The sequence below is a fragment of the Arcticibacter pallidicorallinus genome, from assembly GCF_003002875.1.
In the GTDB taxonomy this organism is placed as follows: Bacteria; Bacteroidota; Bacteroidia; order Sphingobacteriales; family Sphingobacteriaceae; genus Arcticibacter; species Arcticibacter pallidicorallinus.
The window spans coordinates 322066-340239 of sequence record NZ_PVTH01000001.1 but is presented as its reverse complement, the minus strand read 5'-3'; the positions used below and the strand labels follow the sequence as shown (position 1 = coordinate 340239).

The window sequence follows — 18174 nt, the reverse complement described above, 5'->3', positions numbered from 1 at the left end:
CATGAGCAGATCAAACGTCTATGCAATAGTTATACCTATTTACAACAGACTGCAGGTAACGAAAGAAGGGCTGAAATATATCATGGCTGCAGTGGCAAATTATACCCGCTCATCCTCCAGACCCGCTGCCATCGAGGTTATCGTGGTAGATGATGGCTCGACAGACGGCAGCAAGGAATGGATAGGACTTCATTACCCTCAGATCCGTATCATCGTCGGTACCGGCGACCTTTGGTGGACAGGCTCGGTAAATTTCGGCATCAGCTACGCACTGAACCGATTCCAGAACCTGAAGGGAGTTATTCTGCAAAATGACGATGTTGCACTGGACCCCGACTGGCTAATAAAATACATCAGAGATATCGAAAGCCACCCAGATGCACTGATTGGCTGCGCCACCTCAACCCTGGAAAGCAAAGACCGCATACTCTATGGTGGCAGGCAGATGCATACTTGGTTCGCCAGAGAAAAGAAGATTAATCACCTGCAGCATAGAGAAAGCCTCAGTGACGACTATACAACGCCGTCCTTTGACCTCTATGGGCGCGGACTCTATATTCCAAAGACTGTATTTGACGAAGTCGGCTTGTTCGATCAGGAACGATTTAAACACCGCGGAGACATGGACATCCCCTTGAGGGCAAAGAAAAAGGGCTACAAGCTGCTGGTGAGCTATGGTGCAATCGTGTATGAGCTTCCTCAGTTCGCCTATAACCTGGACGGCAAGCAGCGCCTGACGCTGAAAGAAGCTTATATCCTTCTTACAGACTTCAGGTCTTCCTACTCATTGAAGCATATTTATTTTTACTCGCTGATCGCAACCAGGAATGCCATTCATTTCCTGCCGTTTTTCGCCGGAAACCTATACTACCATATTAGAAACGTTGGCTGGAGGGTCTGCAAAAATTACTTACTCAGCTCTTCCTATAAGTCCCGGCTACAGCACAGGTAATCAAAACATGTACAACATCCTAATTACTGCTCCCTCATTAGATGAGAGCTTGAATATCAGCGGAATTTCCAGTCTGACGAAGACCATTATATCCCGCAATTCGGCAGCGCACACCTACTTTCATTTCCGTTTGGGCAAGAAAGATTCCGAGAAAAAAGGATGGAAATGGCTGTTGACACAGCTCACCATCCTACCCCGGTATATTTCGTTTGTCATACGACATAAGATTGACATCATTCATCTTAATACGGATCTGACGGCGATGTCAATCCTGCGCGATACTCCTCTGGCGATTACCGGACGGTATCTTCTTAAAAAGAAAATACTGCTCCACCTCCATGGTGGGCACTTCCTGATGCAGCCACCTTCGCGCAGCTCGATATTCTATTGGATGATCCGGGCCTTGCTAAGGAGCGCCACACAAAGGGTTGTTCTCAGCGAACTAGAACGTGGGCAGGTAGAAGCGGCGTACAAAACGTCTTGCCATATCATGCCAAACGCCGTGGAAATCAACAATATACTTGTTGATAAAGACTTCTCCGGCAAGCTCTCTTTTCTGTTTATGGGGAGAATCGTCAAGGCTAAAGGTATCTTTCTCATCACCGAATGCCTGTCGCGCATGGGCAAACAGCTTCAGGACTTCGAATTCAAGGTATATGGAAGTGGACCTGATCTGGAGGAATTCCTGACTCGCCTATCGGCTATTGAGGGCTTAAACTACACCTATTGCGGTATCGCAAAGGGAGAGCAAAAGATCCAGGCATTTGCCGAGTCCCATGTCTTCCTGCTACCCTCTCTGTATGGTGAGGGACTACCCATTGCTATGCTTGAGAGCATGAATCATGGTTGCGTTCCCCTGGTTTCAGACGATGCGTCAATCAGCACCGTTGTTCGCGATTCCCAGAACGGCTTTATCGTTAAAAAAGGGAACCTTGAACAGCTCAACGACAAAATAGATCAGCTTTTAAGCAACCGCAACAAGCTATATACGCTAAGTAAAAACGCAAAAAACACCATTTACACATCATATAACCTGGACCACTATATCGGTTCCCTCAACAGGTTGTACAAAACCATTTAAGCGCATGATGAACGAAGTGAATTTTCTCGGCATCGGGATGAACCCGGTCACTTACCAGGAACTATTTAAAAAAATTGATGGCTGGATAGCGAATAAGCAAGGTCGGTCTTATCACATTGCCTGCGTAAATGCCTATAACATCGCCCTTTCGCTCAGCAACGAACGTCTGAAACGAATTTACAATTCAGCCGATATCGTGGGTGCAGATGGAATGCCTTTTGTGAGATGGATACGCCGGATTAACGGGCAGGCATGTGACCGCATTGCAGCTCCCGACACCATTCTGCAGCTGGCAGAACATGCAAAAACCACCAACTACACTTTTTACCTGTACGGAGGCGATCCTAAGGTCTGCGTAAAAATGAAAGAATATCTGGAAGATAAGTTTCCGCATATCAACATCGTTGGGTACTATTCCCCACCCTTCAGAGAACTCACAGCTGAAGAGGATCAGGCAATCGTGGATGAGATCAACCGCCTCGCACCCGACATTGTATGCGTCGGACTCGGAACTCCGAAACAGGATTACTGGATCGACGAACACCTTTTTAAGATCAAAGGTTCCGTTCTGATCGCTTCCGGCGCCACGTTCGACTTTTTTGGCGGCCGCATAAAAATGGCTCCCGACTGGATCCGTAAATCCGGATTTGAGTGGATGTACCGTTTGCTGGGAAAAGATTTTAAACGGCTCTGGAAACGCTACACTGTCATGTATGCGGTATTCTCATTCAATTTCATGTTGCAGCAGAGCGGCCTGGCCAAATACCCGCTACTCACCAGGAAGCATCCGGAGAGTCCTAAAGGTCAGGACATCTTTGTCAGCTCATAATCCTGCCTATCTGCCTTACGATCACCTTTTGAAAAGTTTCGCTCCCATGAACACTGAAAATATCCCCTACGCGCCCTTCGTCGACTACGTAAGAGACAGCAAACCTGCCAATGTACGCAACATGGTAGACAAGCTGTTTTTTCACTGGCCGCTTTTTGTTGTATCACTGCTTGTCTGCGCCTGCCTTGCATTTGCGTACCTTAAGCTGAAAGCTCCAGGCTATACAGTCAAGGCGCGCCTTCTCATCAAAGATGAGGAAAAAGGAACGGGAACCGAGCCCGTACTGCAGGAACTAAATATGTTCAAGTCAAGCACCCTGGTCGAAAATGAGCTGGAACTGCTAAAGTCGCGATCCATCATGTATAATGTGGTGCGCAAACTCGGCCTGTATGTAGATTATCAGGAGCACGGACCTGTCAGGAAGCAATCAGCATACGTCACCAGCCCCTTAAAGGTCAAACTACTCACTCCGCCGAGGATTATCTCCGAACCGCGTAAGTTTGAAGTGACCATCCTGGACGAAAAGAGCTTCACCCTGAAAGATGGTGATATCGAGCAGACCCTGCCTTTTAACACAAGGCTGAGGAATAACTTCGGACCATGGGAGGTCGGCACTACGGCAACACTTGCAGACTATATTGGAAAAACGGTCACGGTCATTATCAATAACCCAAATGATGTTACAGACAACTATCTGGAAAACGTCACAGCTGAGCTTGTCAACAAAGATGCTACTGTCGTAGAGCTTGCAGTGAAGGAAACCGTTCCTGAACGCGGACAGGACCTGCTCAATAACCTGATCAAAGAATACAGCAATGCAGCGCTGGATGATAAGAACAAAATTCGCAAGAGCACACTCGACTTCATCGACACACGGCTTGCATCCCTCACCGGCGAACTGACCTCCGCAGAAAAAGACGTTGAAGGCTTCAAAAGCAGCAAGGGAATTATGGATATCTCCTCTGAATCAAACTTCTATCTGGAGAACGTCAAAAACAACGACATGAAGCTGAACGAAGTAAATGTACAACTGGAAGTTGTCAACGGGATAGAGCGCTTCATTAATTCATCGAACGCAGACAATGCGCCCGCCACTGCAGGAATTACCGATCCAGGCTTAATAGCCCTGGTTAACCAACTGATCACGCTAAAATTGCAAAGAACGCAGTTGATGGAATCTACTCCCGAAGGCAGTCCCGTCTTCGAAAGTATCGACAGACAGATCGATGCAACCAGACAATCCCTGCGCTCCAATATCCGGGGAATCAAGTCGTCTCTTATCTCCGCAAGAAACCAGCTGCAGAACTTTAACTCCAAGTTTGAATCTTCGATCAGACAGCTGCCTGGGCAGGAACGACAGGTGGTGACTATGAAGCGTCAGCAGGGCGTAAAGGAAGAACTATATATTTACCTTCTGCAAAAACGCGAGGAAGCCGCAGTCAGCTATGCCACTACCATCGCTGAAAGCCGCATGGTAGATGAAGCCTATTTCGGGAGACCCGACAGCCCCGTAAGGGTGATTGTCCTGGGAGTTGCCGGCTTAATGGGTCTGCTCCTTCCGATGGGAATCATATTTGGTCGCGACCTCGTCAACAATAGGGTAGAAAGCGCCGGCGAAATTCAGTCGAACAGCCAGGTTCCCGTCCTCGGAGAGCTTGCTTATCAGCAGTCGAAGTCACCGCTTATCATGCAAGAAAATGCCAGAAGCATGGTGGCCGAGCAGTTCCGATCCTTGCGAACGAACCTGTATTATCTGACGGAGCATATCGACCGGGGCCGTGTCACGCTGCTCACATCCGGCATGTCGGGCGAAGGCAAAAGTTTCGTAACCAGCAATCTGGCTTCTGCCTTGGCCGCCTCCGGAAAAAGAACCATCATCCTGGAGCTCGACATGCGTAATCCGATGATCTTCAAATATTTCAACATCAGTCCCGGCCCCGGTATCAGCAACTACCTGAGCGGCGAGGTCGGTAAAGATGCCATCATACAAGCATCTTCGATACAGGAAAACCTCTACGTCGCCGGTGCCGGTACCATGCCGACCTTCCCCTCCGAACTCCTGGAGAAACCACGCATGAAAGAACTGATCCACTGGCTGTCCATGAACTTCGACGAAGTATTGATCGATACGCCACCTATCCAGCTTGTCACCGATGCGATGATCCTGTCACGCTGGAGCGACGTGAACCTATATATCATCCGACACCACTACACTTATAAATCACATCTCAAGTATATCAATCAGCTCCACGCCGAAAAGAAGATGAAAAATCTCAATATCGTATTCAACGGAGTGGATATCACCAGGTCCGGTTACGAGTACCATCATGGCTATAACTACTATGCCAAACAAGATAATAAACAGGGATACGTATCACCAGGTGGCAGTCCCTTCAAGGACTTCCTGAAAAGATTTTAAAATCCATGAATTCAATAATCATGCAAGACGGTCTCAGGTACCGCAAACCGGCATGGTTCGATAAGGCTTACCAGATCCTGCTGACTTCCCTGATCATTATATCATCAGGGTTCCCACTCTTTGTCAACAACTCACGATTTGAAATGGTGATCCTGGCAATAGTGGCAGCAGGGCTGGCCTATTACCGGCCAAACCTCCGCACTGTCCTGATCTATACCTTCTTTTTTTCGCTGATCATGTTTGTCCAGGCAGCCTGGTACGGGGTCTTTTATTTCAAAACGGCAATTTATCAAACGCTGCTCTTCTTTGCGGCAGCAGCCAGCGTCTCCGTTCTTGGCATTAATCTGATCTACACCTATAACAGAATCCTGCTCATCATCGCCGCTATTGCTGTGTTGCTGTTCATCCCGATCCTGATCAATCCGGCGTTTGTGGACAAACTAATCGCCCTGTCGCCTTTCCATACCGTCACTACTACAGAGGTCTACGGATGGAAGACGCAGTCGCACAATATCCTGCTGATGCACTTTCCTCCCGATTTCTTTACAGGACTGATCCGTAACAGCGGGCCATTCTGGGAACCAGGAGCCTTCGGCGGTTACCTGATGCTGGCACTGATGTTCAATACGCTGCTCCACCATACCCTCTTCAGGAAAGAAAACCTGATCTATCTGGCGGCGATCCTCACAACCTTCTCCACCACGACATACCTCGCGCTGTTTTTCTTTAGCATCGCGTACTTTTTTATCGGCATCAAAAACCCCATCATCAAATGGGGCTCCCTGTTCATCTTTCTCCTGGTCGCCTTCATCAGCTTCCAGAAGATCGACTTCCTGGGCGAAAAAATCAGCAAAGAGCTGAAAGAAACCAGATACCAGGCATTAAAAAAAGGTGGTGATACCCGCATGGCCAGTGCTTATCTGGATCTGAAAGAAATCCAGGAAAATGCCCTAACCCTTTTCTTTGGGCGCGGGTCGCATCCCGACACCAGGATTCAGGGGGCCGACAAAGAAGTGCTCCGCACAAACGGAATAACCGACCTGCTTTCCAGGTTCGGGCTGATATTTTTTCTTTTCAGCGTCATTGCTCTTTTTTTATCCTACAAGCGCCTGGCTTCTGCCGGCAAGAACAGCAACCAGCTGGCACTGGCGGCGCTGCTTACCACCTTGCTGGTATCATTCAGCGAAATCTATTTTATCTACCTGATGTTCAAAACGGTCACTCTCTTCCATATTGCTACGCTGCATTTGAAAAAGAAAGCAACACCTCTTCAGACAGTAAAAAAACACAGGGAGTTTTCCAATCCAAAAACAATAACTAATAAAATCATAATTTCTTAAACAAACAGTATGAGCAACAAAAAGACAGCTATCGTATGTGGGGCAGGCGGATTTATCGGGGGTCACCTCGTCACCCGGCTCAAGCGTGAAGGTTACTGGGTCAGGGGCGTAGACATCAAAGCACACGAATATGGAAATGAAAATGCGGATGACTTCGTAGTGGGAGACCTGCGTGACTTTGAAGTCTGCAAAGCACTTTTCGACAGACCGATTGATGAAGTATACCAGCTTGCCGCAGACATGGGCGGTGCCGGATACCTCTTTACCGGCGACAACGACGCCGCGGTTATGCACAACTCTGCACTTATTAACCTGAACATGCTGGAGATTAGTCGGCTGAATGACGTAAAGAAAATATTTTATTCTTCATCCGCATGCGTATATCCTGAGCACAACCAGATGGATCCCGATAATCCTAAATGTTCAGAAGATACAGTTTACCCGGCATCTCCCGACAGCGAATACGGATGGGAGAAACTCTTCAGCGAAAGACTATTCCTAACCTACCACAAAAATTACCAGATGGAAGTCCGCATTGGCCGCTTCCACAATATCTTCGGACCGGAAGGTACCTGGGATGGAGGAAAAGAAAAGGTTCCTGCAGCCGTTTGCCGTAAAGTCGCAACTGCCGAAGATGGCGGAGAGATTGAGATCTGGGGTGATGGAAAACAAACCCGTTCTTTCCTCTTCGTAGACGAATGCGTAGAAGCGGTCAGAAGACTGATGGAGGGAGAGTTTATCGGTCCCGTGAACATCGGATCTGAAGAAATGCTGCCCATCAATGAGCTGGTAGAAATGGTCGCTCAGGTAGCAGGCAAAACCATAAATATTAAACATATTCCGGGACCACTCGGCGTAAGGGGCCGGAATTCCGACAACGAATTGATCAGAGAAAAATTAGGATGGGCACCTTCCAGGCCTCTTATTGAAGGTATCACAACGACATACCAATGGATCTCTGAACAAGTAGCGAATACAAAAGAACAAGAAGTACCCAAGGCAGAAGAGCTGGCCTAAAAATCTTACGCTAAACACAACAAAAAAAGGGTGTATCATAAATCATGATCACCCTTTTTTCGTTATGGTCTTCTATCAACGGCTAGTCCACCTCATTATCAGCGCCTTCCAGGTTCACATACTTCCCCCGGCGTCCTCCCGTCCTGATCAGCTCATTATCAAAAGCTATATTCCTTTTCACAGAAGCACCATAAAACATCACGACGCCATGATCAGGCCCTTCACTGCAATCCAGCCTGTTCATCCTCATAACATTTCCCGTAGACCTCCCCTTGAAATAAAACGCGTTGCCGGCCTTCACTCGGGCCCTGTTTGAGATGATCTTGCCATTGCGGCAATCGATAAACATGGCAGCATATCCATCCGTCCTGATCACATTACCCGCCAGCGTATATCCGTTCACATGCGTCAGCTCCATCCCCCTGATCTTATCGCGGTGTCCCGCTCTCCCGCTCAGCTCAATGCTATTATCCCGGATGATCCATCCGCTCTTCTCCGGCTGTCCCGTTCTGCGCGTCAGCTCCCCGGTCGGGCCTGATCCAAGGATTCCCGTAAATCCGTACTTCGAAGCCCGCATGCGGTTTCCTATCGTTTCCAGGCCTATCGTTCCGGCGTTCTCAATCCCATAATAGATATAAGGCGAAGTATCCATCCGCATCTCCTGAATAAGATTATAATTGATCTTCCCGTTCCTGGAATTGCCACTTACCGATATACAGGAAGGAGCAGGAAAAAGCTGTATAGTACCCACATCAAAGAAGCTGTTATGTGAGATCTCGAAATCCCTGAATCGTGCACGCTGCAAACTATTCTCATGATTCTGAAACTCCACACCCATCCGGCCAATCCCCTTAAATGTATTGTGTGATACGACAATATTCCTCGCTTCTGCATACAGGCCTTCACTCACCAGCTTGATACCATTCGCATGTGTCTTCGGATTGGAGAAAGCACACTGCGTAATCCGGATGCAATCCATTACGTCATCCCGCCCATAATTGGCAATGAAGATCAGCCCTTCAGCATCATCTTCATCACTCACCCGGTCTGAAACAAACGAAATGCCCCTGATCTCCAGGTTACTGATCTTCCCGCTCACCTTCAGGGCGACGTTCTGCGGGGTCTTGAACACCGTACCCGGCTCCCCTTTAAGCAGGAGATTACGCAGGTCAGTAATCCGGATCTGGCTGTTAACCCGGTACACCCCTTTGGGGAAAAACAGGTTCGTATTACTCCTGATCAGGCGCTGAATCGCCTGGCTGTCGTCATGCATCCCGTCGCCTCGCACCTCATGGTCCTTAACATTCACAAACGCCGACGTTCCCGCCCCCGGCTGACGCACCTGGAGCAGCGTAAAAAGAAAGAGGGCGAAGAGTAATTTTACATTCAAATCTTTGGACTTACTTGTTGTTCATGAACCACATGATGCGTGATGAAGGGCTCCCAGAAAACCGGATCATATTTCTCCCAGGCGTGACAGCCAAACGGCAGCTCATTGTTGTTCAGCTTCAGCAGCACCTCCGGCATCACCTCAAAACTAAACTTCAATGCCTCCTCCGGCTTTGCTACCTTGAACCACCTGAAAAACCTCGGCACAACAAGTCCCCAAAATTCATCCTCATAACCAATATTAGTCCGGAGATAAGCCACCAGATGATCAATCCCGAAATACTTGCGCACCCACTTGTAATGATGCCCATGCAGAAAAGTATACGCTCTGGTAGATAAAAAATACTTCAGAATAAAACCTCTGTTAGCAGTGACCTTCAAAAAGGAACTGATCCGCCGCAGAGAGAAGCCTCCGTTTCCCACCCCTACAAATTTGAGCGGCATAACAGGATCCTTCTTCCCTTCAAACCAGGGGGCACCGATATAGTCCAGACCCTGACTGCACCAGTAATCAAGCTGGTCTGAAAAAACATAAGCATCCGTATGGTGCAACAGCATATAATCAAAAGCTGCGAAGTGTCTGTAAAAGGAATGACTCACCAGCATCCTGTTACTCCTCTGCAGACTTCCGAAAAACCGGGCAGGGATCTTTACCGCCCGTGCTGTCAATGGCTCCATGTACCTGATGTACTCTGCCGGATCGATGGTTGGAGGGTAAATAAAAAAGATCTCCCGTGCATAGAGCACTCTTGCGATCTGCCCCAGCGCATTCACTTCATTTGCCGTTAGCTCGCTGAATTCCCTATAGACGGGTACGATGACTGCGACTTTATAATTTTTTCCATTCTTATCCATTAGCCTCAATTCCTTTCAGTTTAAGAACATGGTAGGTTTGTATAGAAGTAATTAACGACCCTGGCAGAAGACTAATGATGTTTGCCAGGCAAACAGAGGTAAGTCCCAGATTCGTATGTTTTACCAGCAGTATCGTCAGCGGAATATTAACAGCAGCCCCGATAAGCCCCGATACAAGCTGTAAATTCAAGATTCCTGTGCTGTTCAGGAACATGGAAAACACATTATTGAAGATCAGCTGCGCATTGTAAACGATCATTGCCAGCGCCAGATGATCCGTGACAACGAGTTCCCGCCCCAGCCAAAGCTGTGTCAGTGGCCTGAAGGCAAAGAATAGAATAACATTTATGCAAATGAAACCTATATTGACAAAATGCATTCTTCTGATCATCCCGCTGATCCATGCAAAGTCTCGCTGAAACCAGGCACTGGAGAACGCGCTCCATAAAGAAGCCATGACCATGTTGGCCAATAAGAAGGATATCCCGAAATAACGCGAAGTGATGTTAAATACCGTAACAGATTGCAGGTCCATCAATCGCGCCACCAGGATCTCAGAGGTAGAGAAGATAATCAGTCCGCAGATCTGCAGTAGAAAAAACCGGTATCCCAGCGAAAGCAGTTCATTCCGCATGGAAGGCTCCACCTGGCTGAGCGAAGGGCGCAGCTTCCGGTATTGACCCCTGAAAAAATACAGATTAAAGCATATCAGCACCAGCAAGGGCGTACAGCTGATGGCCAGCATCACATTTTCAAAGTTCGCCATATCGGCGTTATAAAAAGCAAAGATCAGCCCCAGACTCAGAACATTCGACAGCGGCATGATCGCATCATGGAGATAAACCTTTTGATCGGCCAGCAACACCACGCCAATCAGCTGCAAAACAAAGCGAACGGTAAACACCGCAATGACGATGTAGACGCAAGAAGAAAGGTTCCCCACATCCCCCGTCCTGATCCCCAGCAGCGCGTACCAGTCCAGGTAAGGGTGCAGCAGACTATAACCCAGCAGAAGTCCCGAAAAGATGATCGTGATATAGTAATAGGCCGTGCTGACGTATTTCCTGCCCAGCACATCATCCCCTTCCGCAATAGCCTGACTCAGCTTACTACGTAATCCGTTCCCTATTCCGATGTCCAGAAAAGCGATCCAGTTGACGATAGACGTAATGGTTAGCACGAGGCCATACTCCCGCGCACTTACCGCCTGCAAACACAGGGGCACCATTACAAAATTCGTCATTATAGAGAATCCTTTCAGAGCCAGTGACGAAACAGAGTTGACCAAAAGCTTGCCTGTACGACTATTTTTTAACGTGTGAGAGTCCATAATAGTCCTACATAGCCATAAAATAGCGTGCATAGAATAGAGCGATTATTATTCTCGAAAGTAGACAAAAATGACTTCAGGCATTCACAATCGCTTCCTGTTGTATAATGTTGTGAGCATCGCTTCCTAATTCTTTACACACAGTTATACAAGCTCTCCGGATCGGCCCCGAAAAAACACAAGTGTCTTAATTTTACCTCCCTAGGTAATGACGTATAACATATCTCAGTTACATATATAGCACAGTTTATGAAAGTTCTTTGGTTAACGCATACCGCTTCCGGCGCCAGTAAAGCTTTAAATATAGACGACCCCGGCCGTGGCTGGATCGGCTCCCTGGAAGCCCATGTCAAGAAGATCGGAGACGTCGACCTGGCCATTGCTTTTTTCAACAACCAGCCCGAATTTAAGTTCGAGCTGGATGCTGTTACCTATTACCCCGTTCCTTTTAGATACAACTCTCTGGGGGGTAAGATCGTGCAGCGCCTGTTCACCAGTCTCTACGACTCCAATGTCGACGCCCTTAAAAAAGTGATCGATGACTTCCACCCCGATGTCATTCATCTCTTCGGCACCGAATCCGGAATCGGCGAAGTCGTAAAATTCACTAACATACCCGTGGTGGTACACCTCCAGGGACTTGTAAATCCCTATCTCTACTCCTGGCTGCCCAAGGGGGTTTCCCAGCGTGATATCTGGAAGAATTCCTCCCTTCGTGCCAAATTGCTGCGAAGAGGAACCTATTTCGAATACAAACTCTTTCAAAAGCGCGCCGTTCGCGAAGAAGAGATCATCAGGCATGCCAAATATTATTTTGGAAGAACAGAATGGGATAGAAACTTCATCAAGCTGTTCCACCCCGACTGCATATACACCCATTGCGAAGAAGTACTGCGGCCTGTTTTTTACCGCAGCGTCTGGACCCCACCAAAAAACGAGGTCTTCAAAATGGTCACCATCATCAATCCACAGATCTATAAAGGAATAGAGATCATTCTCGAAACCGCAGCGATATTAAAGAGAAAAACCAGGCTCCCATTCGAGTGGTCTGTCATCGGCCTTGAACCCGATAATGAGATCGTGCAGTTGATAGAAGGAATCACCGGCGACAGATTCGCCGATAACCACGTCTCCTTTAAGGGATCTAAGGCAGGAGAAGCCTTGCTGCAGGAAGTCTCCACTGCCAATCTCTTTGTGCACCCCTCCCATATTGACAACAGCCCCAACAGCATCTGCGAAGCTATGCTCCTGGGCATGCCGGTCATCGCCGGCTACGTTGGAGGGATCCCTTCTCTGATCAGCGACGGGGCCAACGGCATCCTATATAACTCCAACGACCCATACGACCTCGCCGGCAAGATCTTATACCTCCACAAACAACCGGACCTGCTGGAAAAACTCGGTTCCGAAGCGCGCGAGATCGGCGTGAACAGACATGATATCGAAACGATCGTATCAACGGTGTATGCCACCTATGAGTCCATGATCGAAAACGAAGCAACCGTTTCCAGCAATTTTATAAAACAAATATGACGCAAAAGACCATAGTTATCACAGGCGGAGCAGGTTTCGTCGGTTCCAACCTGATCAGGAAGCTGAACAGCCGGGGCCAGTCTAATATCATCATTATCGACAACTACGACGAACGCAAGCTCCTGAACATCAAAGATTGTCAGTTCATCGACTATATCACCTACAAGAAAGGAATCTCGCATATCGAAGAAGCGCTAAGCAAACACGACATCGACGCCATCCTGCATATCGGCGCCAATGCCGATGTGCTCGTAAAAGATGCCGAAATCATGTTTAACGCCAACTACGAGCACAGCAGATTCTATCTGGATTACTGTACCGGAAGAGAAATCCCCCTTATATATGCCTCCAGCTCGGCCGTTTACGGCAATTCCAGCAACTGCATCATCGACAATGCTTTTGAGCATCCCCATAACGTCTACTCCTGGTCCAAATGGATGTTCGACAAGTACGTGCTGGCCAACATGCATGCATTTGAAAGCCGGGTAATCGGACTGAGGTTCTTCAACATCTTTGGCATGGGCGAGTTTCATAAAGACAAAAATGCCAGCCTCCCCCATCGCTTCTATTCCTTTATACGCGAGAAAGGCTTTATCGATCTGTTTGATAAGCAGATCGAACGCGACTACGTATGGGTGGAAGACGTATGCGATGTCATCCTGGAGATCCTGACTGATAGCTCCCTGGAGAACGGTATTTATAACCTCGGAAGTGGAAACCCGATTTCACACCGCGCCATGGCAGAACTAGTCGTCGAAGAGTGTGTCAAAAGGAATGTCAGCGCAGACACTAGCAGCCTGATCAAATCGATACCCATGCCCGAAGAACTGCTGAATAGCTTCCAGTTCCATACAAAAGCAGAAGAGTTGCCCGAAATCGTCAGCAGGCATACGGCTCACAACAAAGAAAAGATCCGCAAATACGTCAACCAACTCATTGACCGAAGCACAATATGATGAAGGTATACTATCTATCCAGCTCAGCCTTCGCAGACAATCAGATCAACCTGCTGCACCATTTTCCCAAGGAGATCTCGGTCACCTACAACGTGATCATTCCCGTGAAGAATTCCAACTACTCAGAAGAAGAGCTCAGCGCCTACTGCCTCGAGAAGAATATCGACTTTATCCCTACCCGGCTGAGATACCGGTTCAGAGACCCCCGGCTGCTCATCACCTATTACGGCATCCTGGAAAACATCCGGCGGGTAGACCCCGACGTCATCTTCGTGGCCAACTTCGACCAGATCTATCTCAACGCCATCCTGCTGGCACTAGATAAGAAGAAGACAATCATTGCCATGCACGACGTGGTCAACCACAGCAATACGGCCTTTGATAAGCTCACAACACTCGGCAAGAAATTGCTGATCGGAAAGTTCGATACCTTCCTCACCTACTCAAAGCCCCAAGCAGCCATTTTACGGGAGAAATACGGAAAAAAGAAGGTCTATTCCATTCCCCTGCCCCTCATCGGCTTCGGCGATATGCCCCTGATTGAGAAACCGGCAGCTAAGAAAACCTTCCTTTTCTTCGGCTTTATTCTCCATTACAAGGGCCTCGACCTGCTGCTGCATGCGATCAACAAACTGGCCGAAAAGCGTCAGGACTTCCAGCTCATAATCGCCGGCAGAAGCGCCGACTGGGAAGAGAAGTACGCACCGCTCATTCAGCACCCGCATCTCGTATCGGCCACTATCGGCTTTATCGAAAACGACGACATCCCCTACTACTTCGCTCTGGCCGACTATCTGGTGCTGCCTTACCGCGACACCACCCAGAGCGGCCCCCTGATGATCGCCTACAACTATAATATCCCCGTCCTGGCCAGCAATGCAGAAGGTTTCCACGAATTTTTCCAAAGCGGAACTACGGGCTACATGTTCGACCTCGCTAAAGAAGGCGACATGGTACGCGTACTCGAAGAGGCAATAGACCGCCCCGAAGACGAATACCGGGAACTTAAACAAAAGCTAGCCGGCCATACCGAAGAAAATTTCGCCATCAGCAGGCTCGTCAAAGCCTATGTAAACATGTTTAAAAACACCACATCATGATTATACGTTCCAGAGCACCGCTAAGACTAGGCCTCGCCGGAGGAGGCACCGACGTAAGCCCTTACAGCGACAAGTTCGGTGGCGCCATTCTGAATGCCACTATCAACAAGTTTGCTTATGCCACCCTGATGCCTCTGGACATACCCCAGATCGTCATCAAATGCCATGATATCAATGAGCATCACGTTTTTAATAATGTCGACGAATTTGACCTGAAGGATTCCAAGCTTCGCCTGATCCAGGGCATCCATAACCGCATCCGCAGGGAGTTTAATATCAGCAAACCCATGTTCTATCAATTGGAGACCTATGTTGATGCCCCTCCCGGGTCAGGACTCGGTTCATCCTCTACGCTGGTAGTCGCCATAGTGGCGGCTTTCGCTGAGTGGCTCGGGCTCCCCCTGGGTGAGTACGATCTCGCCCAGCTAGCCTACAGCATCGAACGCGAAGATCTGGGACTCTCCGGCGGCAAGCAGGACCAGTATGCGGCAACATTTGGCGGCTTTAACTTCATGGAGTTTTATGCAGACCGCGTGGTCGTCAACCCCCTGCGCATCAAGCAGGAATACATCCATGAGCTGGAGTTTTCCCTCATACAGTACTATACCGGCACCTCACGCCTCTCCTCCCGCATCATCGACGCCCAGGTTAAGAACGTGTCAGACCATTCAACAAAATCCATAGATGGCATGCACTCCCTCAAGAGCCTTGCCTACAATATGAAAGAGGCCCTGCTGCGCGGAAAGCTGAATCAAATTGGCAACCTGCTGAACGATGGCTGGCAGTCCAAAAAGGAAACAGCCGATGAGATCAGTAACCCCATGATCGATGAGATCTACGAAAGCGCTATCCACAACGGTGCCCTCGGCGGGAAGATGTCCGGTGCCGGTGGTGGCGGCTACATGATGTTTTACGTAAAGAACTGTTACGTTTACCATATCACCAACGTTTTGAAAGAATACGGCGGACTCGTAGAACGCGTCAGTTTCTATGATAAAGGCGTACTCACCTGGAAAACAAACGCATAAACAAAATGACTGAAGAAGCCATCATCCTTGCCGGCGGACTGGGGACACGCCTGCAATCCATCGTTAAAGACGTGCCCAAACCCATGGCCGAAGTCGCAGGACGTCCCTTTCTTGATTATATTATGTACTTTCTGGCGAAAAACAACATCAACAGAGTCGTACTCGCTGTAGGCCATAAACGCGAAATCATCCAGCAACATCTCGCCCTCGAGCAGAATCGCTATGGACTCGAAGTTGTTTATAGCGTAGAAGAGGAACTGCTTGGAACCGGTGGAGCCATATACCAGGCATTCAACCAGACTAAAGACGACAAAGCATTTATCGTAAACGGCGACACTTGGTTCGACATATCGTTAGACGATCTGGACCACTTCGCCGAAACCCATCATGCTGATCTGGCTTTTGCTCTTAAAGAAACCACAGACTCGCAGCGCTATGGCAGCGTGCAATGTTCGTCCAACAGCAAAATACAGTCATTTACGGAGAAAGGCCAAAGCAGCGATACCAGCATCACCATCAACGGCGGCATATACCTTATGCGAAAATCGCTTTTAGCACGATATCCCATGCCCAAAAAATTTTCCATAGAGCAGGATCTGTTTCAAGGTAAAACTCAGGATCTGAATGCCTTCGGCAAAAGCTACCCGGGAATATTTATTGATATCGGGATACCTCAGGATTTTCTTAAAGCACAAGAACTCCTTCACAGCCAAATCCCTTCATGATGTACGACACCCTGTTTCTCGACCGTGACGGTGTGCTGAACCGGAAAATAGACGGAGGATATGTACTGACACCAGAGGATATTGAAATATTACCCGGTATTCCGTTATTTCTGAAATGGGCCCATCAGACATTCCGGCGAATTATCGTCGTCACCAATCAACGCTGTATAGGCCGTGGAATGATAAGCTTGGCTGATATCCAGGTTATCAACCAGGCCATCGATAACAAAACGGGTAACTACATCAGTAAATTCTTCGTCTGTCCCCATCTCGATGAAGACAATTGCTGCTGCCGCAAGCCAAAGAAAGGCTTGTTCCTTGCTGCTGCAGAGCATTACGTCATTAATTTCCAGAAATCATGGATGATAGGAGATTCCGAAACAGACCTCATCCCGGCAAAAGAACTCAGTATGAGCACCGTTTTTATTTCCGGGAAGGATAGCATTTTTGCTGACCAGACAATTCCTTTGACCGCCGATCTGCTCCGCACTTTTAAGTCCCTCACTCAAACGAAATAATAAAAGTCGCCCCTTCCCCCGGCTTACTCTCCAGCTGGATGCGCCCGCCCATAGAAGTCACATGATGATGAACCAGATACAGTCCTATCCCTTTACTATCGTGATGATTATGAAACTTCTGATGAAGACCAAAGACCCTGTCCTTAACCTGGTTCAGGTCGAAACCCTGGCCCGCATCCGAGAAGACCAGCTGCTTTACCCCCTCTCCCAACCGGGTCTGCACGAATATCCTGGGGACTGAGCCGTTCTTGGCATATTTGATAGAATTGGTCAGGAGATTCAGGAAAATACTTTCCATATACAACCTGTTGAAAGGAACGCGGCTAAAAGCGCTGAAATCCGTGCGAATCTCGGCATGCGTATGTTCTATAAGAGAAGCTACCGAGCCCGTCACAACCTCAAAGCACTCACGCAAATCCAGCTCCTCCTGAGAAATATTCATTACATCCTTCTTACCCAGCAGCTCCACGTACGTATCCAGGGTACTCCTCAGGTTATCAGTAGCGAGTTTGAGCATATCAATAAACTTACGGGTCTCCGGGTCGGGAATTTTCGAAACGTCCAATAAGCTAAAAACGGCAAGGAGATTATTAACGGGTGCACGCAGGTCATGAGAAGTGGCATAGGTCAGCTGCTTAAGGTTATCTACACTCTTCGTCATTTTGGTCAGCAGCTGATTCCGGTCATCATCCAGCTTCCGCTGGTGGGAAATGTCTTTGGCAATCCCTAAATACACCTGCGCGCTCTCGATGGGGATAGCCGTCCAGGAGAACCAGCGGATCTGACCCGTTTTCGTCAGATACCGGTTCTCAAAATTCGTCAGCGTCAGGTTATGCTTCATTTTCTCGAAAGCAAGCTGCGTTCGCGGCCGGTCATCCGGATACAATAAATCCCGGGTAGCTTTGCCGATCAGTTCATCAACCGAATACCCCAGATCCTGGGCGAAAGTCTTATTTACCCTGATGCAAATGCCATCGTGTCCTACAATGCATATACCATCCGGCGATAGCTCAAAATAATGTTCGAGGTCAAAATCATTGCCCATAACCCATTTACTATTAGAAGTAGGGACACCAAGATACAAATACCCCAGCCGAAATAA

The 18174-nt window shown here is 48.3% G+C and carries 16 protein-coding genes; 12 read left to right on the top strand and 4 right to left on the bottom strand.

All coding sequences use genetic code 11. The features are described from left to right. The first annotated feature begins 1 nt into the window (after position 1). Genes B0I27_RS01435 through B0I27_RS01410 form a run of 6 tightly spaced genes read left to right on the top strand, consistent with a single transcriptional unit; the run spans position 2 to position 7638 of the window. A complete protein-coding gene (locus B0I27_RS01435; protein ID WP_106290648.1) occupies positions 2-952 on the top strand; it encodes a glycosyltransferase family 2 protein in 951 nt (316 codons plus the stop codon). A 7-nt stretch (positions 953-959) separates the two neighbouring features. Further along, positions 960-2033, top strand: a complete 1074-nt coding sequence (locus tag B0I27_RS01430) for a glycosyltransferase family 4 protein (protein WP_181276647.1) — start codon at positions 960-962, stop codon at positions 2031-2033. A gap of 4 nt (positions 2034-2037) precedes the next feature. Then, positions 2038-2862, top strand: coding sequence for a WecB/TagA/CpsF family glycosyltransferase (locus B0I27_RS01425; RefSeq protein ID WP_106290644.1), 825 nt, complete (start codon positions 2038-2040; stop codon positions 2860-2862). A gap of 46 nt (positions 2863-2908) precedes the next feature. Beyond that, positions 2909-5281, top strand: coding sequence for a GumC family protein (locus B0I27_RS01420; RefSeq protein ID WP_181276646.1), 2373 nt, complete (start codon positions 2909-2911; stop codon positions 5279-5281). Positions 5282-5286: 5 nt separating this feature from the next. Next, positions 5287-6621: a hypothetical protein gene (locus tag B0I27_RS01415; protein WP_146133073.1), complete on the top strand. Its 1335-nt coding sequence runs from the start codon at positions 5287-5289 to the stop codon at positions 6619-6621. A gap of 9 nt (positions 6622-6630) precedes the next feature. Continuing rightward, positions 6631-7638 carry an NAD-dependent epimerase/dehydratase family protein gene (locus B0I27_RS01410; RefSeq protein WP_106290637.1) on the top strand — a complete coding sequence of 336 codons (1008 nt, stop codon included), beginning with the start codon at positions 6631-6633 and terminating at the stop codon, positions 7636-7638. A gap of 82 nt (positions 7639-7720) precedes the next feature. Here the strand turns inward: B0I27_RS01410 and B0I27_RS01405 are convergent, their stop codons facing one another. From B0I27_RS01405 to B0I27_RS01395, 3 genes are read right to left on the bottom strand one after another with little or no spacing between them, the layout of a single operon-like run. Further along, a complete protein-coding gene (locus B0I27_RS01405; protein ID WP_245925399.1) occupies positions 7721-9028 on the bottom strand; it encodes a glycoside hydrolase family 55 protein in 1308 nt (435 codons plus the stop codon). Further along, entirely contained in the window at positions 9025-9882 is an 858-nt protein-coding gene (locus B0I27_RS01400; protein WP_106290635.1) for a DUF5672 family protein, read from the bottom strand. The genes B0I27_RS01405 and B0I27_RS01400 overlap by 4 nt, the downstream gene beginning before the upstream one ends. Further along, positions 9875-11125 (bottom strand): lipopolysaccharide biosynthesis protein, encoded by a 1251-nt coding sequence (locus B0I27_RS01395; RefSeq protein WP_146133072.1) that lies wholly within the window; start codon positions 11123-11125, stop codon positions 9875-9877. The genes B0I27_RS01400 and B0I27_RS01395 overlap by 8 nt, the downstream gene beginning before the upstream one ends. Positions 11126-11461: 336 nt before the next feature. Here B0I27_RS01395 and B0I27_RS01390 point away from each other — a divergent pair, with 336 nt between their 5' ends. The 6 genes from B0I27_RS01390 to B0I27_RS01365 are packed head-to-tail and all read left to right on the top strand — an operon-like array spanning position 11462 to position 17072. Beyond that, entirely contained in the window at positions 11462-12745 is a 1284-nt protein-coding gene (locus B0I27_RS01390) for a glycosyltransferase family 4 protein (RefSeq protein ID WP_106290631.1), read from the top strand. After that, positions 12742-13701, top strand: coding sequence for an NAD-dependent epimerase/dehydratase family protein (locus B0I27_RS01385; RefSeq protein ID WP_106290629.1), 960 nt, complete (start codon positions 12742-12744; stop codon positions 13699-13701). Before B0I27_RS01390 ends, B0I27_RS01385 begins: the two co-directional genes overlap by 4 nt. After that, the gene (locus B0I27_RS01380) at positions 13698-14801 is read left to right on the top strand and encodes a glycosyltransferase family 4 protein (protein WP_106290627.1); all 1104 of its coding nucleotides are present in this window, start codon (positions 13698-13700) and stop codon (positions 14799-14801) included. Before B0I27_RS01385 ends, B0I27_RS01380 begins: the two co-directional genes overlap by 4 nt. Continuing rightward, positions 14798-15829: a GHMP family kinase ATP-binding protein gene (locus B0I27_RS01375; protein WP_106290625.1), complete on the top strand. Its 1032-nt coding sequence runs from the start codon at positions 14798-14800 to the stop codon at positions 15827-15829. The genes B0I27_RS01380 and B0I27_RS01375 overlap by 4 nt, the downstream gene beginning before the upstream one ends. Before the next feature lie 5 nt (positions 15830-15834). After that, positions 15835-16554: a nucleotidyltransferase family protein gene (locus B0I27_RS01370; RefSeq protein ID WP_106290623.1), complete on the top strand. Its 720-nt coding sequence runs from the start codon at positions 15835-15837 to the stop codon at positions 16552-16554. Beyond that, the gene (locus B0I27_RS01365; RefSeq protein ID WP_106290621.1) at positions 16551-17072 is read left to right on the top strand and encodes a D-glycero-alpha-D-manno-heptose-1,7-bisphosphate 7-phosphatase; all 522 of its coding nucleotides are present in this window, start codon (positions 16551-16553) and stop codon (positions 17070-17072) included. The genes B0I27_RS01370 and B0I27_RS01365 overlap by 4 nt, the downstream gene beginning before the upstream one ends. Here B0I27_RS01365 and B0I27_RS01360 read toward each other — a convergent pair. After that, a complete protein-coding gene (locus B0I27_RS01360; protein ID WP_181276645.1) occupies positions 17056-18117 on the bottom strand; it encodes a PAS domain-containing sensor histidine kinase in 1062 nt (353 codons plus the stop codon). The genes B0I27_RS01365 and B0I27_RS01360 overlap by 17 nt on opposite strands. Positions 18118-18174 lie beyond the last annotated feature (57 nt).

What these genes read in the sequence shown, in the direction of transcription:
- B0I27_RS01425 (WP_106290644.1), top strand. Translation starts at nt 2,038, where the DNA reads ATGATGAACGAAGTGAATTTTCTCGGCATCGGGATGAACCCGGTCACT.
- B0I27_RS01365 (WP_106290621.1), top strand. Translation starts at nt 16,551, where the DNA reads ATGATGTACGACACCCTGTTTCTCGACCGTGACGGTGTGCTGAACCGG.
- B0I27_RS01395 (WP_146133072.1), bottom strand. Translation starts at nt 11,125, where the DNA reads ATGACGAATTTTGTAATGGTGCCCCTGTGTTTGCAGGCGGTAAGTGCG.
- B0I27_RS01415 (WP_146133073.1), top strand. Translation starts at nt 5,287, where the DNA reads ATGAATTCAATAATCATGCAAGACGGTCTCAGGTACCGCAAACCGGCA.
- B0I27_RS01375 (WP_106290625.1), top strand. Translation starts at nt 14,798, where the DNA reads ATGATTATACGTTCCAGAGCACCGCTAAGACTAGGCCTCGCCGGAGGA.
- B0I27_RS01370 (WP_106290623.1), top strand. Translation starts at nt 15,835, where the DNA reads ATGACTGAAGAAGCCATCATCCTTGCCGGCGGACTGGGGACACGCCTG.
- B0I27_RS01400 (WP_106290635.1), bottom strand. Translation starts at nt 9,882, where the DNA reads ATGGATAAGAATGGAAAAAATTATAAAGTCGCAGTCATCGTACCCGTC.
- B0I27_RS01385 (WP_106290629.1), top strand. Translation starts at nt 12,742, where the DNA reads ATGACGCAAAAGACCATAGTTATCACAGGCGGAGCAGGTTTCGTCGGT.
- B0I27_RS01380 (WP_106290627.1), top strand. Translation starts at nt 13,698, where the DNA reads ATGATGAAGGTATACTATCTATCCAGCTCAGCCTTCGCAGACAATCAG.
- B0I27_RS01360 (WP_181276645.1), bottom strand. Translation starts at nt 18,117, where the DNA reads ATGGGCAATGATTTTGACCTCGAACATTATTTTGAGCTATCGCCGGAT.
- B0I27_RS01410 (WP_106290637.1), top strand. Translation starts at nt 6,631, where the DNA reads ATGAGCAACAAAAAGACAGCTATCGTATGTGGGGCAGGCGGATTTATC.
- B0I27_RS01435 (WP_106290648.1), top strand. Translation starts at nt 2, where the DNA reads ATGAGCAGATCAAACGTCTATGCAATAGTTATACCTATTTACAACAGA.
- B0I27_RS01430 (WP_181276647.1), top strand. Translation starts at nt 960, where the DNA reads ATGTACAACATCCTAATTACTGCTCCCTCATTAGATGAGAGCTTGAAT.
- B0I27_RS01420 (WP_181276646.1), top strand. Translation starts at nt 2,909, where the DNA reads ATGAACACTGAAAATATCCCCTACGCGCCCTTCGTCGACTACGTAAGA.
- B0I27_RS01390 (WP_106290631.1), top strand. Translation starts at nt 11,462, where the DNA reads ATGAAAGTTCTTTGGTTAACGCATACCGCTTCCGGCGCCAGTAAAGCT.